The organism is Leisingera sp. ANG-S5 (assembly GCF_000813925.1).
Lineage (GTDB): Bacteria > Pseudomonadota > Alphaproteobacteria > Rhodobacterales > Rhodobacteraceae > Leisingera.
Genome location: NZ_JWLH01000010.1, coordinates 153,796 through 180,644, shown reverse-complemented (window position 1 = coordinate 180,644; position 26,849 = coordinate 153,796). Strand labels below are relative to the sequence as shown.

At 60.2% G+C, this 26,849-nt stretch carries 24 protein-coding genes and 1 tRNA gene; 13 read left to right on the top strand and 12 right to left on the bottom strand.

Annotated features, from left to right (window positions below):
* Nucleotides 1–172 precede the first annotated feature (172 nt).
* The 5 genes from RA25_RS15435 to RA25_RS15415 all read left to right on the top strand — a co-directional run bounded on the left by RA25_RS15435 (nt 173) and on the right by RA25_RS15415 (nt 4,073).
* The gene (locus RA25_RS15435) at nt 173–1,396 is read left to right on the top strand and encodes a hypothetical protein (protein ID WP_039173633.1); all 1,224 of its coding nucleotides are present in this window, start codon (nt 173–175) and stop codon (nt 1,394–1,396) included.
* Nucleotides 1,393–2,205: a hypothetical protein gene (locus RA25_RS15430; RefSeq protein WP_152612219.1), complete on the top strand. Its 813-nt coding sequence runs from the start codon at nt 1,393–1,395 to the stop codon at nt 2,203–2,205. Before RA25_RS15435 ends, RA25_RS15430 begins: the two co-directional genes overlap by 4 nt.
* Before the next feature lie 84 nt (nt 2,206–2,289).
* Entirely contained in the window at nt 2,290–2,505 is a 216-nt protein-coding gene (locus RA25_RS15425; protein ID WP_039173628.1) for a helix-turn-helix domain-containing protein, read from the top strand.
* 7 nt (nt 2,506–2,512) lie between these two features.
* Nucleotides 2,513–2,929: a helix-turn-helix domain-containing protein gene (locus RA25_RS15420; RefSeq protein ID WP_052254268.1), complete on the top strand. Its 417-nt coding sequence runs from the start codon at nt 2,513–2,515 to the stop codon at nt 2,927–2,929.
* Nucleotides 2,930–3,032: 103 nt separating this feature from the next.
* Nucleotides 3,033–4,073, top strand: a complete 1,041-nt coding sequence (locus tag RA25_RS15415; RefSeq protein ID WP_052254267.1) for a tyrosine-type recombinase/integrase — start codon at nt 3,033–3,035, stop codon at nt 4,071–4,073.
* A gap of 103 nt (nt 4,074–4,176) precedes the next feature.
* On the opposite strand, the gene RA25_RS15410 is transcribed toward RA25_RS15415, so the two are convergent.
* A tRNA-Ser gene (locus RA25_RS15410) sits at nt 4,177–4,266 on the bottom strand.
* 1,241 nt (nt 4,267–5,507) lie between these two features.
* Between RA25_RS15410 and RA25_RS15405 the strand changes: the two genes are divergently transcribed.
* From RA25_RS15405 to RA25_RS15390, 5 genes are all read left to right on the top strand, one after another.
* On the top strand, nt 5,508–5,921 hold the full coding sequence (locus tag RA25_RS15405; protein WP_152612218.1) for a hypothetical protein: 414 nt from the start codon (nt 5,508–5,510) through the stop codon (nt 5,919–5,921).
* Between the two features lie 745 nt (nt 5,922–6,666).
* Nucleotides 6,667–7,026 carry a hypothetical protein gene (locus tag RA25_RS23120; RefSeq protein ID WP_206539696.1) on the top strand — a complete coding sequence of 120 codons (360 nt, stop codon included), beginning with the start codon at nt 6,667–6,669 and terminating at the stop codon, nt 7,024–7,026.
* A gap of 89 nt (nt 7,027–7,115) precedes the next feature.
* Nucleotides 7,116–9,302 (top strand): efflux RND transporter periplasmic adaptor subunit, encoded by a 2,187-nt coding sequence (locus RA25_RS15400; protein WP_036797408.1) that lies wholly within the window; start codon nt 7,116–7,118, stop codon nt 9,300–9,302.
* Complete coding sequence (locus tag RA25_RS15395) at nt 9,302–12,481, top strand: efflux RND transporter permease subunit (RefSeq protein WP_027236580.1); 3,180 nt, start codon at nt 9,302–9,304, stop codon at nt 12,479–12,481. Before RA25_RS15400 ends, RA25_RS15395 begins: the two co-directional genes overlap by 1 nt.
* Nucleotides 12,482–12,516: 35 nt before the next feature.
* Nucleotides 12,517–12,858: a copper-binding protein gene (locus RA25_RS15390; RefSeq protein ID WP_027236579.1), complete on the top strand. Its 342-nt coding sequence runs from the start codon at nt 12,517–12,519 to the stop codon at nt 12,856–12,858.
* Between the two features lie 204 nt (nt 12,859–13,062).
* Here RA25_RS15390 and RA25_RS15385 read toward each other — a convergent pair whose 3' ends face one another.
* Together RA25_RS15385 and RA25_RS15380 are read right to left on the bottom strand one after the other, a co-directional pair.
* The gene (locus RA25_RS15385) at nt 13,063–13,746 is read right to left on the bottom strand and encodes a hypothetical protein (protein WP_027236578.1); all 684 of its coding nucleotides are present in this window, start codon (nt 13,744–13,746) and stop codon (nt 13,063–13,065) included.
* A 217-nt stretch (nt 13,747–13,963) separates the two neighbouring features.
* Nucleotides 13,964–14,389 carry a MerR family DNA-binding protein gene (locus tag RA25_RS15380; RefSeq protein WP_027236577.1) on the bottom strand — a complete coding sequence of 142 codons (426 nt, stop codon included), beginning with the start codon at nt 14,387–14,389 and terminating at the stop codon, nt 13,964–13,966.
* 77 nt (nt 14,390–14,466) lie between these two features.
* On the opposite strand from RA25_RS15380, the gene RA25_RS15375 reads away from it, so the two are divergent.
* Both RA25_RS15375 and RA25_RS15370 read left to right on the top strand, forming a co-directional pair.
* On the top strand, nt 14,467–15,495 hold the full coding sequence (locus tag RA25_RS15375) for a lysylphosphatidylglycerol synthase transmembrane domain-containing protein (RefSeq protein ID WP_027236576.1): 1,029 nt from the start codon (nt 14,467–14,469) through the stop codon (nt 15,493–15,495).
* 79 nt (nt 15,496–15,574) lie between these two features.
* Nucleotides 15,575–16,765, top strand: a complete 1,191-nt coding sequence (locus RA25_RS15370) for an MFS transporter (protein WP_206539695.1) — start codon at nt 15,575–15,577, stop codon at nt 16,763–16,765.
* A gap of 40 nt (nt 16,766–16,805) precedes the next feature.
* Here RA25_RS15370 and RA25_RS15365 read toward each other — a convergent pair whose 3' ends face one another.
* From RA25_RS15365 to RA25_RS15330, 9 genes are all read right to left on the bottom strand, one after another.
* Nucleotides 16,806–17,246 (bottom strand): c-type cytochrome, encoded by a 441-nt coding sequence (locus RA25_RS15365; protein ID WP_027236574.1) that lies wholly within the window; start codon nt 17,244–17,246, stop codon nt 16,806–16,808.
* Entirely contained in the window at nt 17,243–18,538 is a 1,296-nt protein-coding gene (locus RA25_RS15360) for an ABC transporter ATP-binding protein (RefSeq protein ID WP_193747987.1), read from the bottom strand. The genes RA25_RS15365 and RA25_RS15360 overlap by 4 nt, the downstream gene beginning before the upstream one ends.
* Nucleotides 18,539–18,638: 100 nt before the next feature.
* Nucleotides 18,639–19,334, bottom strand: a complete 696-nt coding sequence (locus tag RA25_RS15355) for a copper-binding protein (RefSeq protein ID WP_027236573.1) — start codon at nt 19,332–19,334, stop codon at nt 18,639–18,641.
* Nucleotides 19,335–19,375: 41 nt separating this feature from the next.
* A complete protein-coding gene (locus tag RA25_RS15350; protein ID WP_027236572.1) occupies nt 19,376–20,734 on the bottom strand; it encodes a multicopper oxidase family protein in 1,359 nt (452 codons plus the stop codon).
* A gap of 14 nt (nt 20,735–20,748) precedes the next feature.
* A complete protein-coding gene (locus RA25_RS15345; RefSeq protein WP_027236571.1) occupies nt 20,749–22,209 on the bottom strand; it encodes a TolC family protein in 1,461 nt (486 codons plus the stop codon).
* Nucleotides 22,209–22,433, bottom strand: a complete 225-nt coding sequence (locus tag RA25_RS15340; RefSeq protein WP_051357810.1) for a hypothetical protein — start codon at nt 22,431–22,433, stop codon at nt 22,209–22,211. Before RA25_RS15340 ends, RA25_RS15345 begins: the two co-directional genes overlap by 1 nt.
* Nucleotides 22,434–22,515: 82 nt before the next feature.
* Nucleotides 22,516–22,908: a hypothetical protein gene (locus RA25_RS22770; RefSeq protein WP_152612217.1), complete on the bottom strand. Its 393-nt coding sequence runs from the start codon at nt 22,906–22,908 to the stop codon at nt 22,516–22,518.
* A 609-nt stretch (nt 22,909–23,517) separates the two neighbouring features.
* Nucleotides 23,518–23,919 (bottom strand): Cu(I)-responsive transcriptional regulator, encoded by a 402-nt coding sequence (cueR, locus tag RA25_RS15335; protein WP_027236569.1) that lies wholly within the window; start codon nt 23,917–23,919, stop codon nt 23,518–23,520.
* A 23-nt stretch (nt 23,920–23,942) separates the two neighbouring features.
* A complete protein-coding gene (locus RA25_RS15330; protein ID WP_027236568.1) occupies nt 23,943–26,453 on the bottom strand; it encodes a heavy metal translocating P-type ATPase in 2,511 nt (836 codons plus the stop codon).
* 179 nt (nt 26,454–26,632) lie between these two features.
* Between RA25_RS15330 and RA25_RS15325 the strand changes: the two genes are divergently transcribed.
* Nucleotides 26,633–26,830: a cation transporter gene (locus tag RA25_RS15325; RefSeq protein ID WP_027236567.1), complete on the top strand. Its 198-nt coding sequence runs from the start codon at nt 26,633–26,635 to the stop codon at nt 26,828–26,830.
* Nucleotides 26,831–26,849: the final 19 nt, after the last annotated feature.

Here is a 26,849-nt window from a genome sequence, read left to right as displayed (position 1 = left end):
TTAAATCGGCATACCCGCTATGGCGCATCAAACCGAAGCGGATCGGGCGCAAGACAGCACGGGCGGCAATTTGAAACAAGCGTTATGCCAATACAGCCGCGAACACAAACAGCTTGATCCGAATTCTAGCGGACCCCATATTTGCGCAAGGTAAACCAAACAGGCGCTAGATATGGCTTCTTACAGCGGGTTACTTCGCAAGGCTCCAGCCGGAAGGTTGCAGGCGTTTCTTGCGACACGTCAGGTGCACGCGCCCGACGATTTTGATTGGAACAGTGAAGGACGCGGCACAAAATTCGTCCGTGAAATTGAAGACCTTCTTGGCGGTCTGCCAGATCGCCAGCAAGACGCGGTCAAAGCAGAACTCGACCACCTCCACACCCTTGCCGATGCCAACGGATTAACAGCAGCGGAAAGGATTTGCGCTGGGCAGGGTATTGACCTTGAAGGGCTGGAAGGGGTTCAGGACGTCCTCCTTATGTTGGCAGTTTCCCACCCCCAAATCATTGACCGTGTCTCAGCAGATACGTCGCTTATGCGACGCACCGGCGGGAAAGGTTGGGCAGCATTCCAGTTCGATGATGACGGCAAGCCATGGGCGCTCGACGATGCCGAAGCGCGTAATGCCTTCCTGCGGGATGTTTTGAACATCCTGGACGTAGCGGAACACCGTAGAAGCGAGGCTGATTGGTTCAGGTCGATCCGAGTTCACCCGATCACTCGCGAGGAATCCGAGATTACTCAAGCGACGATCTACGTTGAAGACCGGGCAGCAAGCGAATTGGCTTTTGGGTCATCAGAAACGCTGGAGCGCCACTTGGTCCAGAAGGTTTTGGAGGTTGGCTTGGCTTGTGATCCGCAATCGAGGATTGTGGAAATAGCTGCGCGTGGCACGAAAAAAGTCCGGGACCAATACGCTGCTTCATTCGCCAAGCATTTTGCGCCCAACTCCGCCGCGCCTGTTGAAGCACCGCGCCGCGACGTCCAGCTTGAAATATTGCGTACCCCTGTAGAATTCGTGACGGAACCGGCAGACGGGATCACGCGGATAGAAGTCTCTTCGCTGGACTTCTTTTCGGTTGGCGGTGCGTTTGCCCGGTTTGAAAAGCGCGGCGAGGACGAAACAATCTACCAGTTCCTTGAGCGAAGGTTCGGCGCAATGTCTCCACTGCGGACGGGGGGATGGACGATTTTCGCGGCAACCCTGCGAATTTCTCTGGAGGCCCGCGACGGAAAACGGCCCCGCACGCTGACTGTCACCTTACGCACGCCCAACACCACCACGCTACCGAACAAGACAGAAGCCGACCGCCATTTCGTGTTTGCTCTTCTGGAGCGTTGGGGGCTGCTTACGCAACCACAAAAGGATTTCGATCTATTTGAGGACGTCAGTTGAGCGCCATTGAATTGCTTTGCTCCGTTATTGGAGAAGGGGCGAAAGTTCCCGTCGTATCACTGCGTTATCATCAAGATTTCCTCTCCTTACTAGCTTGTGGCTTGCTGCGCGAAGCCGGTCTGGTGACTGGCATTGCCTGTATCGAGTGCGGTGAGCCACATTCTGCAGAAGTTATTTTTAACGCGAACGAATATGGGTATTTCTGCCCAGACTTGGGTTTTGTCCGCGTCTCGCGCCGAGAGATTTCCGGTATAGAACCTGACCTGCCCTACCTGGTCGCACACCTTGCCGATACCTTCGCCTGCACGCGGCGCAAGGATAAACCCATCCACGGTAACACCTGGCGGATCGGAGCGGTGAAGACTGACCATGGTGAAATCACTGTCTACTTTCATCCACATCTTCGGGACGAAAGAGATGCGCGTGCATTGGCAGATGCGCTTTCCCGCGAAGTGGCTTCTACGTGGCGCGTCGTTGTCACCGCTGGTGGGCAGTTGCCCGTTTCCGACGCGACGACCGTGACCCTCAGCGAGTTGGTGGAGTTTTCTCCGAATGAGAAGAGCTTTACCCCGATGCTCGATCTTCGTGCCATCGTCGGCGTCCCGACATCGCCGAAGACCGGCGCGCCCAATCGCTTTGGCGAAAAGTGCATGGCTCTGATCAGATCACGGATAGCATCTGGAACCGCTTTAGCGGGGCGAAATGAAGAGGCGAAGGCCGTGCGCGCAATGCTCCAGATAGACCAGGAATCGGAAGTCCCATCATTGCCGACCGTAAGAGCTTACGTCACCAAAGCCCGATCTGGATAAGAACTGGATAGAAACCAACACGCTATTCGTATCCAGTCCACGTCCGCCAACGTCCGCTCGCACCCCAGCAAAGGAGTATGGGCCATGACGGACGCAATCGAAATTATCAATCAGGCTACGCAGATCATAGCGGTATCCCCCAATGAGGCCGCGCGGCTGTGTAGCATTGGGCGCACCACCCTTTATGCCGCGCTGTCGTCAGGCGATCTTAAGAGCACCAAGATTGGGACGCGTCGCCTGATCACTCTGGACGCCCTGCGCGACTGGTTGAAGCGCAACGAGATCGAAGCGGGCGAGTGAGGCGCGGATGCCGAAGCAAGCACGCCTGAGCGGGATCAAGTCGTTCCGCTGCTACACCATCGAAGAGGCGGCGGAGATTTCCGGCGTCTCCCCCCGCACGGTCCGCAATTGGGCTTCGGACGGGTTGCGCGTCATGGACGTCACGCGGCCCGCGCTGATCCGGGGTGACGATCTTCGCGACTACATCAGGTCCAAGCGCGAGAGCAGGGCCACCAAGACCAAGACAGACACATTCTACTGTTTCCGCTGCCGGAAGGAGCGTCACGCGGCGGAAGGACTGGCTGATTGCGAAATTAAGGAAGGGCGCGCCAAGCTGACAGCCCTTTGCGCTGTCTGCGAGACAGTCGTGTCCAAGCCTGTTGCAGTAGGCTGCGTCTCCGAAATCGCCCGGATACTCGACCTCAGAATTACGCGGCAACAGTGAACACTAAGGTGGTGGACTGTGCCCCCCGTGTTTTTCCACTTCCCGGCAACTCGCGTGTTGCACCGACATCGCACACTTCAAAGGTACCCGAAAGGAGGCCAACATGCCCAAGCTACCTAATGAGAAGAATGAGCGCCTGAAGCGCCGATTTGTAGACTACCGCAAATATGCGCGCCAGCTTTCCGATAAGACGCTTGACCGCGAATTGGCCGCGTTGGAGCGGTTCGACGCCTGGAATGGGCGCAAGGATTTCGAGAAGTTCCACATCGAATGGGCGATGGGGTTCCGCTCCCATCTGGAACAAGCAAAGGGTGCAACCGGCAAGTCTCTGAGCAAATCTACTGCACGTGCGATCATGGCCACGCTGCGTGAATTCACGCTATGGCTGTCGCAGCAAGACGGATTCCGTAGCCGTATCAGGGCGTCGGACGCCGAATATTTCAACCTGTCCCGACGCGACGAAGCCGAAGCCCGCGCCGCGCCAGCTCGCCCAGCACCCAGCATTAAGCAGGCGATGCGCGCATTCGAGATGATGCCCGCGAGCACCCCGCGCGAGATGCGCGACAAGGCGATCTTTGGTTTGCTCTGCCTTACAGGCATCCGTATCGCGGCGCTGATCACTCTTCGCCTCAAACACGTAGATTTGTACGACAAGTCCGTAACCCAAAACCCGCGTGAGGTAGCAACGAAATTCGGCAAGTCCATGCACACATTCTTTGCCAAGGGCTTCCCTGAGGCCGAAGCGGCCTTGCGCGCGTGGATCATCTACTTGGAAGACAAAGCGCTCTATGGTCCCGACGACCCGCTCTTTCCGGCGACAGCCATCGCGCCGCAGGCCAACACCGGCTTCAAAGCCGAAGGGTTCACGCGCCGCCCGTGGAAAAGCACCGAACCCGCCCGCAAGATCGTCAACGGGGCTTTTATCGCAGCGAATTTACCCACCTTCGGGCCGCACGCATTCCGCCACATGTTGGCGCGCCATGCGGCTAAAAACTGCACATCCGTTGCGGAAATCGTGGCCACATCTCAAAATCTCGGTCACACGGATGTTTTGACCACCCTGCGCAGCTACGGCCAAATCGACCGAGACCGGATGCGCGAACTGATCACCGGCGAGTCTGAAGGGGGGCTGTTCGAGGACTGAGCGATGGCTATCGAAACCGTGCCATGATGTGGGAACAAGTGTGGGAACGCACATCTGTAGACAAATTTTATCTCATTAAAATCAGATCGTTATGCTGATTTAATGGCGGAGACGATGGGATTCGAACCCACGAGACGGTTTCCCGCCTACTCCCTTAGCAGGGGAGCGCCTTCGACCACTCGGCCACGTCTCCGCTGACCCGTATATGTGCCGCAACCCAGAGAAACAAGGCGTTTTTTCAATTTTTTTCCGCGCCAGCAAAACAGGGAGTTTCCCCGGTTTTCAGGGAACCTTTGCGGAACTGCACGTGATTCACGTGCAAAATCCGTGCAGCCGTGTTCGCGCAATGTTCACGGCAATCGATCTAAATTTGATTCCCTCCCCTGCTCCGGTCGCAATGAGAGTCGCCAAATCACCAAACCGCATTCCAAAGGCCGCACATGGAGACGAAAGACTATCCCCTGGCGATAGTGGAAACCGCAGGCCATCGCTGCAAGCGCTTCGGCAGATAGGTACTTGCGCCTGGACCATGTAATGCACGCCTATTGCGCTTCGCTGACGCCATTGCAGCCGACAGCATCAAAGTATGCTGTACCGCCTCACCGGGCCTCCGCTTCCGGGAAGGCGACCCGGGAATGCCGCGTCTGCAGCAGTGTGCGCTTGGTACGGATGACAGAAGAACTGCCTTCCGTCGTCTTGGGAAACATCCGCAATCCCCTCTGTGCATGAAGGGCGGTGATTTGGTCGCCACGGTACAGCGGGAAGCTACCCCCGCGTTACATATCAGGGGTTACGTTCATGTTTATCGAGCTGGAGCGTTACGGACCGCCTCAATAATTTCAATGGCTTAGACTAAGCGTAACGCCGTAACGCCTGTAACGGCGGGGGAGAGTGTATACCTCTTACTCTCTCCGGCAGGATATCTCTTTCTCTCTTTATATATATAACTATTTATTTGTTACATACATAGACATACATACAAACTTCCAGTATTTTCAATAACTTAACCCCGTAACAGGCGTGTAACGCTCAGCGTAACACCGTTACATCGTTGATTTTAAATGACTTTTTTCAGAGCCACTGCCCCCGCCTGCGGTAGGAACATCGCATTTTCAAGCTCCTCGGTGTATGGCGGCCAATGAAATAAAGACAATCACCAAATGTTTTCAAAGATGTAACGGAACCTGCATGCTAATCGAGCCCTGATGCCTGTGTTGAACAGAAGGGAAAGCGCCATCTGGGGGCAATGGCCGGCTTGAAAGGCAGCCTGCCCTGGTCTTGCCGCAACAGCAGCAGGTCTCGGCGCGGGATCCTCGAAGGTTAACGGGGGCTGCGGTTCATGTCTCCCGTGACTTGTGGAGAACTGACAAATGCCTCTTTGGATTTTCGACCTCATCGCCCACATTACTCCCAAGTCTAAATTCAGGATGAAAGGTGAACCACCAGATGAACGAAAACCTTGTCCGCATCATGCGCGCGGAAAATCTTCTCCACCTGGTCTGCGAGGAAGCACTCTCTGAATACGTATGGGAGTGCGGTAGCCGTGAATCTGCCATCGCCAGGCTGTCCACCCAGTTCCTGTTTGTCGATAAAATCGTACAAGCAGACAGCGATGGTGATATGGAGGTGAACTGGGGTGTCTCGATTTCTTCAGACATTGCCGAAAATGACCAGCATTATATGACCCGTTACAATGCCGCCGAGAGCCCTGAAGCTTTTGAGATACTCTTGGACGCAGTGCAGGATCCCGACAACCTGAGCTCGTTGGTGCAATTTGTTGCAGACGATTGGGACGATGAAGAGCACTTTCGGGTTTTCTGCGAAACCCAGACCGAAGCGGAACTCTGAAAAGCGGAATGGGAAGTAGACAGTGCCACGTTGTGAACGGTGGCTGAACCAGCGCAATACTTGGAGCCGCATCAACGCGCAACAGGTCATGGGGGAGAAAGCAGCGGTGCGAAAGCCTGCCAGGGCAGCGAATCCATGGCCTTGCTGCGGGCGGCGTACAAACTGGCGAGTTTTGGCCCGATTTGGTTCGAAGGAGAGCGGAAACATGGTCGTCGCAGCCGCGAGGTGTTTGCGCAGCTCCAGCATGCACCGAGAGTGTCCACAGAGCGAAATCAAACCCGAAACACCTGTACCACGAGCGGATAGATCCATACGAGGAGATTACACCCCGTTCCACCCACACATCGTTAAGGCCACGTAGTTTCAGCACGAAACGACGGCAAACCCAAAAGGCATAGAAAATCACGGATCGCGCAAACCGAAATCCTAAAAGCGGGCACCCGATGCTTTGTTCGTAACAATGAAAGGACTCTTGCCTCGACGCCCAGCTTCCAAAATCTGACCGAGCTTCCCGGTACGTTCCTTGCGCGGCCTCTTCTCACTCTAACTCACGCCAGGTTCCCCAGCAGCTCCAACTCACGAAACACATCCCATTGGAAGAGCGCGAAGTGAACTGCCGCTCGGTTTGTGACAGCGGTCGGCACTCTGGGAGACAGGATCCTTAGCGGGACAGCTTGGCAACCAGACAAAGCGCAGCTATATGCAGACAGTGGGCAGAAGATTCTTGATATGTCTGGCACGGCGCGTGACCATCATTCTCGTCGCACTGGCTTTCTCCTTTGCGGCGAATTTTACGTCAGCGATGGCCATGCACATGCCGCACCAGGAAAGCCTCGCGGAAGAAGCCAGTCCCTCATCACATTCCGGGTCCGGTCATTCCCTGCACCTGGCGGCTCCATCGCAAAGTCTTGACCTTGCATGCTGTGCAAACGATCAGGTTTCTTCCCGTTGCATCGGCAGCTCATGCTTCAGCTCCGACTTGCCGTCCGCGGCCATCCCGTCTGCAGCCCAGACAGCCTCCTCGCTCCACCTGAAAGCTGGTGCGGGTAATTTCGGTGTTCACCTGGAAACACCGCCGCCGGTCCGGCCTCCAAAGCACGTTTGACAAATTTCGCTTCCGGCGGAGCTCATGAGACGCGCCGGTAATTTGTCAACTATGTAGGCTGCTTCGGGAAGATCAGCCTGGAGGATATCATGCGCGGACGTTACACAGCGCTCAGCATCCTTGCCCTTGCCGCAGGAACGGTGGGCGGGGTTCTTCTGGAACGGACATATCTCAACCTCACTGAAAGCCCGACCTCGGGCGACCCGGAGATCCTGTACTGGGTTGCTCCGATGGATCCGAACTACCGGCGCGACGAGCCCGGGAAATCGCCGATGGGCATGGACCTGATCCCTGTCTATGCCGGCCATGAGCCCGCAGGTGATCCCGCTGAAGTGTCGCTCTCACCGGCCGAGGTCAACGCAATCGGTGTACGCACCGCTGTTTCACGGATGTCGGACATATCGTCGAGGATAGAGACCGTCGGCTTCGTGCGGTACGACGAGCATCGCACGAGCCATGTCCATACCCGTGCAGACGGGTGGATTGAGAAACTAAAAACCCGAGCCATCGGCGATCGCGTGCTCAAAGGCGATGTCCTGTTCGAGATGTTCTCGCCAGTGATCAGCGCGGCGACCGGAGATTTGGTCCGCGCGGTCAAGGCCGGAGACGCCAGGATCCTCGACGCCGCCCGGAACAAGCTTCTTAGCCACGGCATGTCGGAGGCTCAGATTGCGGAGATCGAAGCTAGCGGCGAGCTTGCACGGACTATCAGGATCGAAGCTCCGCAAGACGGCGTCGTGATCTCGCTTTCGGCTGCCGATGGCATGTACCTTCAGCCGGGAACGCTTGCAGTTTCACTTAGCGACTTGAAAACTGTCTGGCTGATCGTTGACGTATTCGAGCGGGACATCGCGCGGCTCAGCGAAGACATGCGCGCGGTCGCCCGCTTCGAGCATCTGGCCGGGCGCACGTTCGAAGGCGAAATCGATTATATCTATCCCGAACTCGACCCCAAAACCCGCACGCTGCCGGTTCGGCTAAAGTTCGACAACTCTGCGGGGCTTTTGCGGCCCAACATGTTTGGAACCGTCAGTCTTGTTCCGTCCCGGACACGAACAGCGCTGACCGTGCCGTCCGAGGCGGTCATCCGGACCGGTTCGGCCGAGCGCGTGATTCTGAAGACCGGTGAAGGAACCTTCAAACCGCGGCTGGTTACATCCGGCCTGCGCGACAGTTTCGGTGAGGGCGGCCGGACTGAAATCGTACAAGGGCTCGCGCCGGGTGAGGAAGTCGTCGCGTCGGCGCAGTTCCTGATTGACAGCGAAAGCGCGCTCAGCGCCGGTCTAATGCGCATGGCGCCAACAGACGAAGAGCCCGCGCACGGCGCTGGCAGGCTTGTCACGCTGGACCACGAAACCCGGCTGGCGACGATCAAGCACGGCCCCCTCGACAGCCTCGACTGGCCGGCAATGACCTCCGTTTTCCCAGTGCGGGCAGATGTGCCGCTTGATCATCTGGCCGAAGATTCCGGGATCGCTTTCACGGTTGCCCGGGGCGCGGATAACCTTCTTGCACTGATAGAGATCGGTGCCGATGACGGGATTGCCGCCACGGGGACTGGCACGATCCACGAGGTGAACCCGGACGGCACACTGACCGTGTCGCACGATCCGATTCCGGCGCTTGGCTGGCCCGAAATGGAAATGGAGTTCGAGGTGGCCGGGCTGGATCCCGAGGCGGTCGTTCTGGACAGACCAGTCGAGTTCGATCTGGCCAAGAACGACGCGGGCATGTTCAGCATTATCGCGGTCCGGGAAAAAGCTGCCACTGCGGCGCCGGCGTCCGGGAAAACCGAGATGGCGGCAGCGGCACCAATCGTCGTCAGCGGCACCATCGACGCCGTCGACCCCGCTGAACGCACGGCGACGATAAGCCATGCCCCGATGACCGAACTCGGGATGCCCGGCATGACGATGGACTTTCCCATCTCCGAGGAGCTGGAACCGGCGGCATTGGCCACTGGGACCGAGATGACCCTAACCTTTGCCCGACCCGACGGGATGACGCTGGTGCTGGCGAATGCCGAACCTGTCATCGCCCCGATGAAAGTCGCAGGCACCATCAACTCGGCGGATCCGGAGCGGGGCATGGTGAACATCACCCATGACGCCATGACCGAGATCGGGATGCCGGGAATGACCATGGATTTCGCGGTGGATGAGACCCTGGATCAGGCAACCCTGCCGATCGGCGAGAGAGTAGGCCTTCTGTTCCGCCGTAACCCCGATTTCTCGCTGACGCTGGTCGGCATCACAGCTGTGCCGGAGGTGAGCTAATGATACCCGCTATCATCCGTCTTTCCCTGGTCAACCGGTTCATGATCCTTGCGCTTGCTGTGATGATCGGAATTGCCGGGGTATGGGCGATCCGAGAAACCCCGGTGGATGCCATCCCCGACCTTTCGGACGTCCAAGTGATCATCCGCACCCCATACCCTGGGCAAGCGCCGCAGGTTGTCGAGGACCAGATCACCTACCCGCTTGCCACCGCGATGCTTGCCGTCCCTGGCGCTAGCGATGTGCGCGGCTTCTCGTTCTTCGGCGACAGCTATGTCTACATTGTCTTCGAGGACGGCACCGACCTTTACTGGGCGCGGACCCGCGTCCTGGAATACCTCGGGCAAATCGCATCCCGCCTGCCTGAAGAAGTGTCTCCGCAGCTGGGCCCCGACGCGACCGGCGTTGGCTGGATCTACCAGTACGCACTGATCGACCGGAGCGGAAACCACGATCTGGCACAGCTCCGGACCTTGCAAGATTGGTTTTTGAAGTACGAACTGCAGACCGTCGATGGCGTGTCAGAAGTCGCCACCATCGGCGGTATGGTCCGTCAGTACCAAGTCGTGGTCGACCCGGACAAGCTGCGTGCCTACGACATCACACTTCCGCAACTGCGGGGCGCCATTCAGGCAGCGAACCGGGAAACCGGCGGCAGTGTCATTGAAATGGGCGAAGCCGAGTTCATGGTGCGCTCGACCGGTTATGTCGATGAACTGGCGGATCTCGCTCGCGCACCTCTAATGGTGAACGAGCGAGGCGCGGCAGTCACACTTGGAGATGTCGCCGATATCCGCTTTGGCCCAGAGCTTCGCCGCGGCGTTGGCGAATTCGGCGGAGAAGGCGACGCCGTGGGGGGCGTCGTGATCCTGCGCTGGGGCGGCAACGCGCTTGCCACGATCAAAAACGTCGAGGAGCGGATTGAGCAGATCCGCCCGAACCTGCCTGAAGGCGTCGAGTTGGTGACTACCTACAGCCGCGCTGGCGTCATCGAGCGCGCTATTGACAACCTGCAGGACAAGCTGACCGAGGAGTTCATCGTCGTCGTGCTCGTTTGTGCGGCGTTCCTGCTGCACTTGCGCTCGGCGCTGGTGATCCTGCTGTCTCTGCCTCTCGGGATCTTCGCGGCCTTCATTGTCATGAAACTGCAGGGCGTTAATGCCAACATCATGTCTCTGGGCGGCATAGCCATTGCCATCGGCGCCATGGTGGACGCAGCGATCGTGATGATCGAGGCAATGCACCGCAGGCTGGAACGGGAAAAGCTGACCGATCAGAACCGATGGCGAATCGTCGGCGAATGCGCGTCCGAAGTGGGGCCTGCACTGTTCTATTCTCTGGCGATCATCACTGTAAGCTTCCTCCCGGTCTTCGTGCTGGAAAGCCAGGAAGGCAGGCTTTTCAAACCGCTGGCCTTTACCAAGACCTACGCTATGGCCGCGGCGGCGATCCTGTCGATTACTCTGGTTCCGGTCCTGATGGGGTACTTCGTGCGCGGGCGGATTATGCCGGAACACAAAAACCCGCTTAACCGCATGGTGATCTGGGCCTATCGCCCGTTTCTCGACGCCGCGGTTGCCTGGCCCTGGGCAACAACGCTGCTGTCGGTGGCGCTGGTCGCCTCGATGTGGTGGCCGCTTCAGCGGATAGGCACCGAATTCATGCCGGAACTCAACGAGGGCGACTTCCTCTATATGCCGTCTCTGTATCCGGGCGTGTCCATCGGCAAGGCGCGCGAGATCCTGCAGCAGACAGACCGGCTGATCGCAACGGTGCCCGAGGTGAAGACGGTCCACGGCAAGCTGGGCCGCGCCGAGTCGGCGACCGATCCCGCGCCCCTGACAATGATCGAGACAACAATCCAGTTGAAGCCGGAGTCCGAATGGCGGCCGGGAATGACGATGGAACGGATCCGCGAGGAACTCGACCGCACGGTTCAGGTGCCGGGGGTGACAAACGTTTGGATTCAGCCGATCAAGAACCGGATCGACATGCTGGCGACCGGTATCAAGACCCCTGTGGGGGTGAAGATATCGGGTGCGGATCTCTCTGTCATCGAAGGGATCGGGGTTGAAATCGAACGTGCCGTGACCGGGATCGAGGGCACGGCATCGGCCTATGCCGAACGGCCCGTGGGCGGGCGTTTCATCGAAATCGATGTCAACCGCGAAGCCGCCGCGCGTTACCTGATGAGCGTGCGTGACGTTCAGGATGTCGTGCAGACAGCGATCGGGGGCATGCAGGTCTCGGAAACGGTCGAGGGCCTCGAACGCTTCCCGATCAACCTGCGCTATCCGCAGGAATGGCGAAACAGCCCTGAACGCCTTCAGGGTCTGCCGGTTGTGACTCCCTCGGGGGCGCACATCCCCCTTGGTGCCCTTGCCGAGGTCCGCATCGTTGACGGCCCGGGCATGATCCGGTCCGAAAACGCCCGGCGCACCGGCTTCGTCTTCATCGACATCGCTGGCCGAGACCTTGGCAGCTACGTGACTGAGGCACGCGCCCGCGTCGCGGATGAGGTAGCGCTCCCGCCAGGTTACTCTATCACCTGGTCGGGCCAGTACGAATACATTCAGCGGATGCAAGAGCGGTTGACACTGGTGGCACCTGCCACACTTCTGCTCATCACGCTGATGCTGTTCCTGGCATTCAACCGCGTGATCGAGGTGGGCATCATCCTTGCCGCGCTGCCAGTGGCTCTGGCAGGCGGGGTCTGGTTCCTGTGGTACCTCAGCTTCGACATTTCAGTCGCCGTGCTGGTGGGTTTCATTGCGCTGGCCGGTGTCGCCGTCGAAACTGCGATCGTGATGCTCCTGTATCTCAACCTGGCTTGGGAAAAGAGGAAGAAACTTGCGATCTCGGAAAACCGAAGCCTGACGCCATTCGACATCGAGGAGTCCGTGTTCGAAGGGGCACTGCTGCGCGTCCGTCCCAAGGTGATGACGGTTGCGACGATTTTCGCCGGCCTGATCCCGATCATGTACGGCCACGGCACCGGATCGGAAATCATGCAGCGCATTGCGGCGCCGATGGTCGGAGGCATGGTCACGGCGACGCTGCTGACGCTCTTCGTCATCCCCGCAATCTTCGTCATCTGGAAGCGGTTGGCCTTGCGGCGCGTCAATCGTGAGATCAGCGCCCCTCCAGCAGCAGACGAAGCGGCCGTTCCGGCCGAATGAAACGCACCAAATTCTGACCCATGAGAGGAAAACCAATGAAGAACCTCACCTTCTCCAGCATTGTCCTGGCCTTCTGCGCCAGCGGTGCTTTCGCGCAAACAACCCACGGCATGGATCACTCCGGCATGCACATGAGCGAGAGCCAGATCGAGGGTGCAGTACACGCCACCGCCGTCCTCAACGCGATCAGCGAGGGTTCCGCAAATGTCAGCCACGACCCGATTCCCGAAATCGGCTGGCCCGGCATGACGATGGACCTGCCACTGCAGGCCGGCGCGCAGATCATGGGAGACGTCGCACCCGGCGACAAAGTCACCCTTATGCTGTTCAAGGGCGCTGACGGAATGTACGCAATCGGTGCCATCATGCCGAATTGACCGGCGCGGCATTGAAGCCGCGCCAGAAGCCCCGAAATTCCGGTTTCGGGGCATGAACGCCGCGCCGCTGATCCGCTGCCACAGGCAAACTCGGGGCGGGTCACTCATCAAGCGCGGCGTTCACATTTGCGGCGGCGCTGCCAGCCGTTGCAGTATTGCCCGCCCCCGCCCGGGCCCGCCCCGCCCGCCATAGCGCCACGGGTCTCATCCGCTGCAGATCCAAACCGATTGCAGATTCATGATCACCGCTGCGGCACCCGTCAAAGCAAGCGTGAATATTGCGAAGAAAACCAGCGCAAGCAGGATCGGCCCGAGCTTGCCCGGCAGCTTGCATACCAAGCCGCGCAGCCATTCCCATCGCCTGGAGCACCTTTCAAGACTGCTGTCGATCACTGTTGCGTATAGGGGCAAGGCGCTGACCAGCGTCGCGTAAAGGTAAACACCGGAAATGTTCTCAAAGAAGGCGGACCGGACAAGTGTGGGCCCAACCACCTGCAACGCCTGCCAGTGATCCCCTCCGAACGAGCCGAACCAGTCAGCCGAAATGAAATATATTACTCCATGCAACAGGACGAAAATGACGACCCTTGCAGGCAGGTCGATCAGGAGGATACGGGCCTGCATGGCTGCTTCACGCTGCTTGGCGGTACTTACGGCAAAAAGAAAGAAGCTCACGTAGTTGACGGCAAATACAACAGGTACACCATTTGTCACGACCTGCCGCAGAAACCGGCTGAACGCGGGCCCACTTTCCAAAAGCAATGCCCCGAAGCCCGGCGTGAGGGCGATATAGAGCAGCAGTAGCGGAAACAGGCCTGCACAACTGACAACCAATGTGTTGCGGACAAATTTCCAGGCAGGCATATTGATGCTGAAGTATGTATTCATTGCACAGCGCATTGCCACCCATTCCGGCACGAAGCCGATGGGCGGCGCTCATAGTCCTCAAAACGTTTTGTTCTACCAGTTAGGTTATCCGTCAACATATTCAGGAAAGGGCGGGCAGAGAACGGCATTGACGAAAGCACTCATCCGCTGCGGCAGCGAAGCTGCTTCCGTCCCTGACAGCCAGTTATCATACCATCGTCATCAACTTGTACTCTTGTCAGGAAGTGCCTCCTGAGTTCTCAGCACTCTCAATCGCCTCGAGGATCGCGCAGTCCGCAAGACTTCCCTTTCCAGGGCAAGCACCAAGGAGGCGGTCAAGCGAATCCCGGATGCGGATTAAACCTTCGATTTTGGCCTGAACTTCGCCGCGCTTGGCTTTTGCCTGCGCCTGCACGTCCTTACAGCTCGCGCCGGGCGCTTCCAGAAGCGCGAGCAGGCCGGCGGTCTCTGCCAGCGAAAAGCCGAGCCGCTTGGCCCCCGCAATGAACCTGAGCCGCTGCAGCGTTCCGCCGCCATAGTCCCGCGGACCGCCAGCGGTTGGCCGCGGCGGCTGGCGGATCAACCCCTTGCGCTCATAGAAACGGATAGTTTCCACTCCGATCCCCGCCGAACGAGCGGCTTTTCCAATCGTCAGAGTTGCCATGGCAGCCTCCTCTCAGGATCAACCATTGACTCCGTACCATGATACAGAGGGTAGCATATCCGGCAAGCGGGATTTGCATGGGACCTTTCATCAAACGCTGGCTTCTTCCTGTCTTGGGTGCAGCACTGGCGCTCTGGCTGATCTTCCGGCTGTACGGGAGCCTTGACTTCGCACGCTTCCTTGACGGGCTGCGCCAGGCCAACCCGGTTTGGCTATCTGTGCTGGCGGCCACGATCCTGCTTGAACAGGTATTAAGCGGCTGGAAGTGGCGGCAAATCCTCTTTGATGTGAAACCGGTCGGTTCGTTGCCACTGACAGGTGCGCTGCTCGCTGGGTACGGCGTGAACGTGCTTGTACCGCTGGGCGTCAGCCCGCTGGTGCGGGCCTGGCTGGTCGCGCGCCTGCACGGGTTAAAAATGGCCACGGTGCTTTCGACAGCAGTCATCGCCAGGTTTCTCGACGGAGTCGTGTTCGCGCTTTTTGCCGGAGCGGTGGCTGCCGCAGGGCGCATTCCGCAGATTGAGGGGGATCTGCGCCTCGGTCTTAGCGTTGCGGGTGCCTTGAATCTGCTGCTCTTCGGCGGGCTGCTCTGGGTGCTCTTTCGTTTCCGTGACCTCTTCAACCGCGAGGAACCGCTGATCTGCCGTCTCTTCGACTGGATCACCGAACGCATGGGCGCGAGCGGTCCGGGGCTGCGGGCATCGCTAGGCGCGGGCATCGTCTGGCCAAGGGCGCGCGCGCGGCGCATCGCGGCTATCATCGCGGCCGTCGCGGGCAAGCTGGTGGCGGCGACGCATTTCCTTTGGGCGGGACTTGCGGTGGGAGTGCTCCTGAGGCCCTGGGACTACCTCTTTCTGATGGTATTCTCAGGCTTTGCCATGGTCCTCGGGCGGTTCGTGCGGATCCCGGCGGGCTTTGTGTTCGGTGCGGGCTTTGCGCTCAAGGCGCTTGGGGTTGCTGACGAGCCTGCGCTTCTGATGATCCTTTTCAGCTATATCCTCACGATTATTCTTGTGGTCGGCATCGGGCTTGTTGTGCTTTGGCAATCGGGTCTCGACATCCGCCATGCCCGTGTAAAGGCGGAGACAGGCAATGCCGGGCCATGAAGCGCAAGAAGCCGTACGCCGGCGGGGGTTCTGGCGGATTGCCGGTGCGGGCGCGGCTTTTCAGGGCGGATCCGCGGCAGTGGACAGCGCAACAGTTGTAGCCAGCCTGACCCACATGCTGACAGGCAGCGCGCTGGCCGTCGGCTATGCCAGCGCCGTGCTGCGGCTGGGATGGCTTCTGCCGCAGCTGCCGGTGGGATACCTCGCCGAACGCGCCAAGCGCAGGATGCCGTTCTATGTTTTTGGTGCTTTTGGCCGGGCTGCAGCAGCCGGAGCCATCGCGCTTCTGCTCTGGCGTGGAGCGGATTGGCCGCAAGTTGACTGGCCGCCGGAGCCGCTCGCCGCTGGCTTTCTTGCGCTCTGGACGGCCTATGCTTTTGTCAGCGGCGTCGTTGCGGTTCCGTACAACGATATCGTAGGGCGTGCGATCCCCTCCAACCGCCGCAGCCGGATGCTGGCGTGGCGGTTTTTCGGTGGCGGGCTGCTCGCCATCGCCGCCGCGGGGGCGCTGCGTCTGGCCCTCGAAGTGATGCCCCCGTTGCAGGCCTATGCGTTCATGTTTGCGCTGGGTTCGGCGCTGATGTTCCTATCCTCAGCACTGTTTGTCTCGGCCGGAGAGCCGCCTTCATCGCCCGGCAGGCGTCCCGCCGTCCGGAGCGCGGGAGCGGCTGACTTTCTGCGCGAGGGGCTGGTCACCTTCCGGCAGAACCGCGCGTTCCGCCTGTTTCTGATCTTTCACTGGCTTGGCTCCGCCACGCTGATGGCGCTGCCCTTCTACATCGTAGCTGCACGTGAAAGCGGGATCGGGCTGGCCGGGGTTGGCACGCTCCTGGCCGCGCAGACCGCAGGAGCACTGGTCTCGAACCCGCTTTGGGGCCGCATCGGCGACGGCATGGGCAAACTGCCATTATTGTGGTGCGTGACGTTCCTCCGCCTCATGGCGCCCGCCCTCATGCTTGCCCTGCTCGCCGCCGGAGCGGGAATTTTGGGCTTTGCGGCGCTTTATCTTGTCATCGGCGCAATGATGAATGGCGTGACCATCAGCTACCTGAGCTTTCTCATGGAAATCTCGCCCGATGACCGGCGTCCCGCCTATTCAGCGTGGTTCAACACCTTCGCTGCACCTGCCGCCCTCTCACCCCTGCTGGGCGCCATCCTCGCCAGCCTGATCGCCACGCCCGCGGTTTTTGCGGCGGCCATCACCGCCGCTCTTGCGCAGTTTGCGGTGCTTAAACAACTTGACCGGCTGGCCGGGGAGGCCGCACCTTGATCCCACATCCACATTGCCTCTGACCTGGCCATCCGGCGAATTAATTTATGCCGTTGGCACGCTGCAGCTCCCGCACGTACTGGGTGATGCCTTTGACGTCGCCATCGGTCAGCCCCTGCTGAGCAGGCATGCTTCCGAAATCCCAGTGATGCGCGCGCACGCCGTTGCGGACTGCGAGCAAGAAGGCGGCGTCGCCATGGTGCGAAGGTTCATAGATCTTGTGGACCAGCGGCGGCCCCATGCCGTTGCGGCCCGCGGCATTGTCACCGTGGCAGTCGGCGCAGACCGCGTCAAAGGCGCGCTTGCCGATCTTTGCGGCCTCACTCAGGTCCGGCGGCAGCTGAACCTCGGCGAGCGGGGCGCCGGGCTCCGGAACGGCGCGCTGCGCAGTTGCATCGTTGCCGCCGGCGCTGCTGTAGACGAAATAGGCCGCCGCCGCTGCCACGGCTGCGGCCGCGAGGATGGCGAGAATCTTATTCATGAGGGTCTCTTTCTTTCATAGGTGAATGAATTGCCGTGAGCCGGGTTCGGGCCATACTGATGCTGGCTGGCCTCCGCCGGTCCGGGCTCCCCGCGGGAGCCGGATGCGAAGGCGCGGATCTCTTGGTAGCGGATCCGCACATCCTCGCTTTGCTGATAGAAACGGAAAAGATCCTTTAGCGGCGAAGAAAACTCCTTGTGTGCCGACAGCATCGCCACAAGCGCGCCCAGCGAAACCCGCTCCTGCAGCACGAAATAGCCGCCCAAGGAGTAGAACAGGAACGGGGTCAGGGCGGTCAGGAAGTTGTTGATCGCCTTGGCCAGGAACTTCAGCCGGTGGATTTGCAGCCGCAGGTCCTGCAGCTGCCGGAAACTGCGCGCAACCGGCAGCGCGCCCTGCCCCGAAGCCCGCATGTCCCGGTCCAGATTCTCACCCAGCAGGCGCATCTCGCGGATCCGTTTGCGGGACACCGCATTCACCCGCCGCTGCAGCTGCGGCACGATGATCAGCTGCAGCGGAAGCACCGTCAGGGCGGCCGCCGCAAGGATCGGGTCCTGCACAAACATGAACAGAAGGATCGTCGCCAGCGTCCCGCCCTGCAGCAGCGGGACGGTCAGCAGTTCAGAGGCAAAGCCGCCGACAGGTTCAACCTCGGGTCCAAGAACCGGCATGATGGCAGGCTGGCGCTGCGCGGGCTGATCCTGCCTCCACTGGCGGTAGACAGCAAGCCGCAGCCGGCGCACGAAGCTTTCAGCCACCCGGCCCTTGCGGATGTTCAGCCAGTATTTGTTGAGCCCGTTGAGCGAAATCGCGACCAGATAGCCGCCGCAGAGCAGAAACAGCAGCGAGACCTGCGAGACCTCGAAGCTCAGGACCGGAATCGCGGCGTCTCCGCTTTCGAAGACCCGGTTCACGATCTGCTTTGGCAATTCCAGGGTCAGGTAAAGGATCGGCATCGCGCTGAGGCTGAGCAGAACTAGGACCGTCTGCTGCTTACCGGTCGTGCGCAGGATATGGCGTGGCAGTCCCGGCTCCAGACCGCCTGCCGGTAACTGGGGTGGCGTAAACGGTGCCGCCCGCCGCAGAAAACGCTGGCGCAGCAGCCAGGCGGCCTGACCTGCCAGGGTCAGCACAAGCAGCGCGGGCGCCAGCACCAGAACCAGATGCATCACCGGGTGCAGCCATCCGGGCGCGGTATCATCATACCAGAACCCGAAAGCGCCCGCGGCGTCGTGTGTGAGAGAATGCAGATCCAGCATCGCGGGAATGATTGCCTGTTGTCTGATGTTCACCAGCGGCGCCGAAAAGTAAGTGTTTTTCTGCTCCTGGGCGCTGGCTGGGACCGCTGGGGTTTGAAAAAGGCGGAGGCCGGCGGGCGGCCTCCGCCACCGGTTATTTCAGGGCGGTCAGGGTCAGTTTGCCTTTGACCCGTTCGGCGACGAATTCGATGGCGTCGCCGGCTTTCAGCTGCTCCAGCATCGTGTCATCGGCGACCCGGAACACCATGGTCATCGCCGGCATGTCCAGATCCACAAGCTCCTCATGGATGATGGTGACCTTGCCGGACTTGGGATCGACCTTCTTGACCGTTCCCGCGGTGAAGGTGCCGCCGCTGCCTTCGAGCACGGCAACCGGGCCGTGCATGCCGGATTCGTAGTGGCCGGGGATCAGGCAGGCGAACTCGAAGGTGCCGGCGTTGGAGAAGGTCCAGACCACTTCGCCGCTGGCGCCCGGGTCCAGACGCACCGAGTTCGGGTCGTCATGCTCCATCTCCATCTTGGCCATCAGCTCCTTGTGGTGGACATTGCGCTCTGCCGTGTCCAGCACGAACTCATGCTCCAGCTCGCCGGCGTTGGTGATCACGAATTTCACCGTCTCGCCCTTGGCAAAGGAAAAGCTCGACGGCTCAAACAGCATCTCGCCGTCATCGGTTTCCTTCATGGTCACGGCGACTTCCCGGTCCGCATGGGCGGCATCGCCGGGCTTGCCCACTTCCATGCCGCCATGGCCGCCGCCGTGGGTGCCGCCAGCAAGGGCCGGCGCAGCGGATAGAGCTCCAATCAGGGCTGCGGAAAGGATCTTGTTCATGTCTGTCTCCTCGTGAGGTTTGGGTGGGTGCCTGAGGCCGTTCAGCCTTTGGCGGTTGGTTTTGGGGTAATGCGGGTCTGCGCGTCTTCGGCGCGGGCAAAGTCCGGCAGTTCGCCGGTCCACTCATAGGCCTGGGTGCCGGGCGGGTTCTCGTACCAGCCGGGGTCGCTGTAGTCGTTTGCATCGATGCCTTCGCGCACCTTCACGACCGAGAACATGCCGCCCATCTCCAGCGGCCCGTACGGGCCCCAGCCAGCCATCATCGGCACGGTATTGTCGGGCAGCGGCATCGACATCTCGCCCATGTCGGCCATGCCGGCGGTGCCCATCGGCATGTATTCGGGCTGCAGATTGCGGATCTGGCCCGTCAGCTTGCGCTTGTCGGTGCCGATGAAGGTCGGGACGTCATGGCCCATCGCGTTCATCGTGTGGTGCGACTTGTGGCAGTGGATCGCCCAGTCGCCCGGATGCACCGCGTCGAACTCATAGGCGCGCATGGCGCCGACGGGAATGTCGATCGACACCTCCGGCCAGCGTGCGCTTTCGGGCACCCAGCCGCCATCAGTGCAGGTGACTTCGAAATCATAACCATGCATGTGGATCGGGTGGTTGGTCATGGTCAGGTTGCCGGTCCTGACCCGTACCCGGTCGCCCTGGTTCACAACCAGCGGGTCGATGTCCGGGAAGATCCGGCTATTCCAGCACCACAGGTTGAAGTCCGTCATCTCCATCACCCGCGGCACATAGGAGCCTGGGTCGATGTCGAAGGCGTTGAGCATGATCAGGAAGTCCCGGTCCACCCGCATGAAATCCGGGTCCTTGGGATGCACGATGAACATGCCCATCATCCCCATCGCCATCTGCACCATCTCATCCGCGTGCGGGTGGTACATGAAGGTGCCGGATTTGATCAGGTCGAACTCGTAGACAAAGGTCTTGCCCGGCGGGATGCCTGGGTGGCTGAGGCCGCCGACCCCGTCCATGCCCGAGGGCAGGATCATCCCGTGCCAATGCACCGAGGTATGTTCGGGCAGCTTGTTGGTCACGAAGATCCGCACCCGGTCGCCCTCCACCGCCTCGATGGTGGGGCCGGTGGACTGGCCGTTATAGCCCCACAGATGCGCGATCATGCCGTCGGCCAGCTCCCGCTCGACCGGTTCGGCGACCAAGTGGAATTCCTTCACCCCGTTGTTCATCCGGAACGGCAGCGTCCAGCCGTTCAGGGTGACCACGGGGTTGTAGTCCGGCCCGGTGGAGGGCGACAGCGGCGGCTGGGTTGCCGCGCTGTCCATGCTGGCGGCTTCGGGCAGGCCCATGTTCACGGTCTTGCCCCAGGCCTGGCTGGACACCAGCGCAGCACCCGCGGCGCCGGCCCCAAGCAGTTGACGTCTGTTCATCATGTCATGTGATCCTTTCAATGGCCTGCGCCGCCGCCCGCGGCGATTTCCACGCTTCCGCCCTGCGGGGCTGAGCCGGAACCGCCGCCGTAAATCGCGGCGCTGACATTTGCCTGAGCCAGCCAGAAGTCGCGCTTGGCGTTGGCCGCTTCCAGCGAGCTTGCCAGTTTTTCACGCACATCGGTCAGCAGTTCGAAGGTATTGGTGATCATGCCATTATAGCTGAGAAGCCCTTCTTCCTCGATCGACTTGCGCAGGGGCACCAGCACGTCCCGGTAGTGGCGCGCGATCTCATAGGAGGAGTGATATGCTAGCTCAGCACTGCGGGCCTCCGAGCGGACATTCACCGCCCGTTCCGCCAACGTATTGGCCGCCTGCATGTAGGAGAGTTCAGCCTTGCGCATCCGCGCCTTGCCGGTGTCGAATACTGGAATTGCGAACTCCAGCTCCAGTTGCGGCAGGGTTTCGGTGTGGGTTTCCCCGTCCTCGCGCTCGCGCTCTGCCTCGGCACCGGCAATCAGCTCCAGGTCGGTGACAAGCCGGGTCCGGTCGGTCAGGCCAAAAGCGCGGGCCTGCGCTTCCAGCCCGAGCTTGGCGACTTTCAGGTCAACCCGGTTCCGCAATGCCGCCGTCTCGATCGACGAAACCCGCGGCAGGGACTTTGGCAGCGGCGGCAGCGCATCCGGCACATAGTAATTGGCATCGCTGCCCCACAGGCCCATCAGCCGGGTCAGCTCCTCCTTGGCGAGCTTTGCCTCCAGCCGGGCGCGGGCTACTTGCCCCGCAAGCTCTGCATTAAAGGCAAACTCCCGCGCCTGTCCCGCCTTGTTCAGCGCACCTGTCTTGCCCAGCTGGCTGGCCAGCTCCGCCCCCGCTGCCGCTGTTCCGCTGGCCTGGCGCAGATAGCTCAGCCGCTCAAAGGCGGCCACCGCATTGATCCAAGCCTGCCGGGTCTGCCCCGCCAGCGCCAGAGTATCGTTCACCGCGTTCAGCTGGGCCTGCTGAAACTGCGCCTCAGCCACGGCGATGCGCTGCTTGCGGGTCTTCACGTCCAGCAGGTTCACAGCGATGGTGGATTCCAGCGCCCGGTACAGGCCCAGCTCCGGTGCGCCGATCCCCATCAGGCCGATCGAAACCACCGGGTTTTCCGGTGTCATCTGCTGCCAGGCCTCTGCTGCTGAAAGGCCAACCGCAGCGTAAGACGCCTGCAGCCCCTTGTTGTTCAAGAGCGCAGCCTGCACCGCGGTATCGGCAGAGATCGTCTTGCCCTGCACCAGCTGCCGGACCTCTTTGGCCAGCGCCTCATTCTGGGCCTGTGTCTGGGCGAAGGCCGTGCGCTTGCCAATGGCGGCAGAGGTCTGGCGGGCGACTTCCTGAAACCCGGCCTGCGGGCTGGTGTATTTCTCCGGCACCGCAGCCGAGCAGGCGGCCAGCACCAGGGGCGGCGCCAGAAGGACGCGCCAAGTTTTTGCCGTCATCAGTGGTTCTCCTGCTGCTGCTCGTTGACACCACGCCAGGAGGCGGGGCCGCTAGGCTCGTAGTTTTCAAACCCCTTGAGGGGAGACTGGTACTTTAAGGAACGGTATGGACCGGAAGGTGCGGCGGCAGTTTGCAAGGCTGCGGTATCGGGCAGTGCCGCCGGTGTCCTGGCGCACGCCCCCAGCAGCAGGGCGCCCGCCCCGGCCAGAAAAAGAGACTTCATGTGGTTTTCCTGAGAAATATCTGTAGAAATTCTGTGCTAGAGCACAGAACAGATTCAATGACCGCTGTGGCGGTTCAGGATCTCAGGTTCTTGGAGGACGCAAGACCTTGACCTGGTCCTGTGAGGGAAGCTGGGCGGAAGCCATTACCCAGCGGATAGGCTGCTGAACAAAGGTTGAATCCGGCTGCAGAGAAATCACCGCAACGGCCATACAGGCGCCTGCGCAGCAGTTTCCGGTATCAGCAGCGTTCCAGGGAGCGACCGGTCCATCGTGTGCGCTGGTATGGGAAGCGTCGTATGCCGCGCCTGAGATGGCCGCATCGGCGTGGCTGCCCCCACTATGAGAAACTACCGCACTACCGTGATGGCCAGCGAGGGAATGCGCGGCGGACGGAAGCGCAAATCCCAGCGAAAGGATCACTGCAAATGCAGCAGCCACCCTGATCAGCCGGAAGATATGTGCCAGAAACGCCATTCCGGTATTTCTCCTGACAGGACCGGCCCGCGTCAAGACGGCAATGATGCATGCAGCGCACAAATTTGCGTGCCCCTAAGGAAATTCTGGATTTTGCGCAACATTCCGCCAATGCATGCATTGCTTCCAGCAAACCTTCCCGCGCGGGAGGGGTGGCCGAAACCGGAAACACTTGAGAACCAAAAGTTGAGTGAAAGGCGCGAATCATACCGCAGAAATCTGTCAGCTTTCGGAGACTGTGCATGCCTCGACGACACACACATAAGATCATGCAAAATGTGGCCTAACCGGCTTGCTTTCAAGCTAGCTTCAAGGTGGTAAGCCCTGTCTGCCAGCGGCTGGAGACAAGGCCGGCTTCGATCACTACTCTACAGAAAATTTAGCTGGAGTGAGCTGCGCAGCAAATTTGACATGCATTTCGAGGACTAATGCCGGGTGTACCCTAAGTTGGCTTGATTGCTGCTGCATGACTGAAGTAATTTCCGCACTGATCACAGGCCTAAGACCGGTAGGCAGTAGTCTGGCGCATGACAGGCTTTATAACCCTTGCGGTCCTGTGGGCCCATCACTAGTGCCCGCGTTTTAGCGCGGGACGCCATTTGATTTTGTTCATAAGTTGTGAGCGGGGCCGTTGCTGAGCGTTTTCAGGATCGGGCAATCGGGCCGATGGTCGCCAGAGCATTGCTCAACAAGGTACCTGAGCGTGTCTCGCATGGCTTTCAGACCTGATATTTTTGCGTCGATCTCTTGCAGATTTTGTTCCGCAACGCGTTTTACTTCGGCGCTGGTGCGGGACTCGTCATCATAAAGCGCCAGTAGGTCACGGCAGTCCTCAATCGTGAACCCAAGTGATCGGGCCCGACCGATAAATTCAAGACGGTGCAGTTCTCTCTCTTCGAATTCGCGATATCCATTGCGACCGCGCGTGGGTTTGACTAATCCGATATCCTCATAATATCGGATGGTTTTGGCCGGCACACCTGACCGTTCTGCAACATCCCCGATATTCATGCTGTTTCTCCCTTCGGTCGGCCTTATTCAGCTGGCGCGGACTGCAATGCGGCTTTCGGTCCTCTGATTTCCACATGGTGCTTTCCTGCCGCTGGCTTAATCCAGCGCAGGCGCAACGCATTGGTCAGAACAAATACGCTGGACAGCGCCATAGCGCCTGCTGCTAGCACCGGTGACAACAACGGCCCGCCGAAAGGGTATAGCACCCCCGCCGCGACCGGGATCAGCAGCGTATTGTAGCCGAACGCCCAGAACAGGTTTTCCCGGATGTTGCGCATGGTGCCCTGGCTGACCGCAAAGGCGTTGACAACTCCATTGAGGTCACCGGACATCAACACGACATCGGCGGTCTCAATAGCCACATCGGTTCCAGTGCCGATAGCGATACCTACGTCCGCAGCAGCAAGGGCCGGTGCATCATTGATACCGTCCCCGACAAAGGCCAGCTTGCCGCCATCCGCACGCAGGTTGTTGAGCGCAGCAACTTTGCCTTCTGGCAGCACTTCGGCAACCACATGGTCAATCCCGAGATCGTCGGCGATCGCTTGGGCCGTCACGGCGTTGTCGCCGGTGATCATAGCAACCTTGAGGCCCATCCTGTGCAGCACCTCAATGGCACCAGGCGTTGTCGGCTTGACCGGATCGGCCACGGCAATCACCGCGGCAATCTGTCCGTCAACAGCAGCGTAAAGCGGTGTCTTGCCCTTGCTGGCCAGCGAACCGCTTTTCCCGGCCAGCGCACCAAGATCCACGCCTTCGCGTTCCATAAACCGGTCCGCGCCGATCAGCACCTGACGGCCTCCAACCGATGCCTGGACGCCAAAGCCGGTGATCGAGTCAAAGCTGTCGGCGTCCGGCAGCTTGATCTCCCGCGCTTCCGCTGCTGCAACGATAGCCTTGGCAATTGGATGCTCCGAACTTTGTTCCACGGCGGCGACCAGCCGCAGCACCTCATCTTCGGTCTGGCCCCCGGCCAGGATCAGGTCAGTCAATTCCGGCCGGCCAGCGGTAAGCGTGCCGGTCTTGTCGAGCGCAACCACCGTGCTTTCCTGCAGCAGCTGCAGCGCATCTCCCTTGCGGAACAGCACGCCCATTTCGGCGGCACGGCCGGTTCCAACCATGATTGAGGTCGGTGTCGCAAGGCCCATTGCACAGGGGCAGGCGATAATCAGTACCGCCACCCCTGCGACCAAAGCGAGGCTGAGCGCGGGCTCGGGGCCAAACAGAAACCAGACAGCGACGGTCAATGTCGCAACCGCTATTACGGCGGGCACGAACCAGGTGGTAATCCGGTCCACCAGCCCCTGGATCGGAAGCTTCGCGCCCTGCGCCTGCTCGACCATCCGAATAATCTGAGCCAGCATCGTATCACTGCCCACCTTCGCCGCCTGGAAGGTCAAAGCGCCGGTCCCGTTCACAGTGGCACCTACGAGCTCGGAGCCTTCGGTTTTCTGCACTGGAATGGGCTCACCTGTGATCATGCTTTCATCGACATAGGAGGAGCCGCTCAAAACCACCCCATCGACCGCGATCTTTTCGCCCGGTCGCACGTGGATGATATCGCCCACAGCAATGTCTTCGACCGCGCGCTCCTCAATTTCGCCGCCACGCTCAACCCGTGCGGTTTTCGCCTGCAGCCCGACAAGTTTACGGATCGCCTCGCCCGTGCGGCCCTTGGCCCGGGCTTCCAGCAGCCGACCCAGCAGGATCAGCACGACGATCACTGCGGCGGCCTCGTAATAGACATTGGCCGTCCCCGAAGGCAGCCATGAGGGCGCGAAAGTCGACACCAGCGAGAACCCGTAGGCCGCCGATGTGCCCAGCGCCACCAGCGAATTCATGTCAGGCGCGCCTTTGAGGAGGGCCGGAAAGCCCTTGGTGTAGAATTGCAGGCCCGGCCCGAACAGGACGATTGTGGTCAACAGGAATTGCAGGAAATAGCTGGTCTGCATTCCGATTGCGCCCGCTACGAATTCATGCATGCCTGGAATCACATGGCTGCCCATCTCGATCAGGAACACCGGCAGGGCAAGAACGGCCGCAAAGAGCGTCCGCCGGGCCAGTTGCCGGGTTTCCTCAGCTTTGCGCTTTTCTGCGTTGTTCTGCACACTTGATTTCGGCTGCGCGGGATACCCAGCTGCCGTAGCCAGCGCTGCAAGTTCGGCAGGTGTCGTGGCGCCTGCTGCAAACCGCACCGTCGCGGTTTCAGTGGCCAGGTTGACGGCGGCGTCCAAAACCCCCGCTCCCTCCTTCAGTGCCCGTTCCACGCGGCCGACACAGGAGGCGCAGGTCATGTTTTGGACTTCCAGTGTGGCTTCATCGGTCACGGCGGGATATCCGGCCTCCTTCAGCACTGCAGCCAGGCCAGCGGCAGAGAGCGACCCGTCGTGGCTGACCTGCGCAGTCTCGTTCGCGAGATTGACCGTGGCACCAGTGACTTCGGGCAAGGCCTGCAGCGCGCGTTCCACGCGTCCCACGCAGGATGCGCAGCTCATGCCTTCAACTTGGAACCGGACTGTTTCGTTCTGTGTCATTTCATCACCAAAGCTGGTTGTTTGCAGCAACATGGGACTTCCAGTTACTGGAAGGTCAAGGGTCATTCCCCTTTCCTGCTTGAAAATAGTTTCATCAGGCGATTGACAGTGCATTGCCCGCTTGACCTTCCCGTGCGGTAACCCGGTAGCACCAGGCATGGAACCAAGGAGAACCAAGCATGATCACATTTAAGGTCAACGACATGAGCTGCGGCCATTGCAAATCGGCAATTGAGAAGGCAGTCACCAACCTGGACAGCAGCGCGACGCTGGAGTTTGATATGGAGGCGCGGAAAGTCCGGATCGAAAGCAAAGCTGCTCGTGAGAGCATCCAGGCAGCGCTCAAAGAGGAAGGCTACGCGTCCGAAGTTTGCTGACACTGTTCAAGGGTGCCGC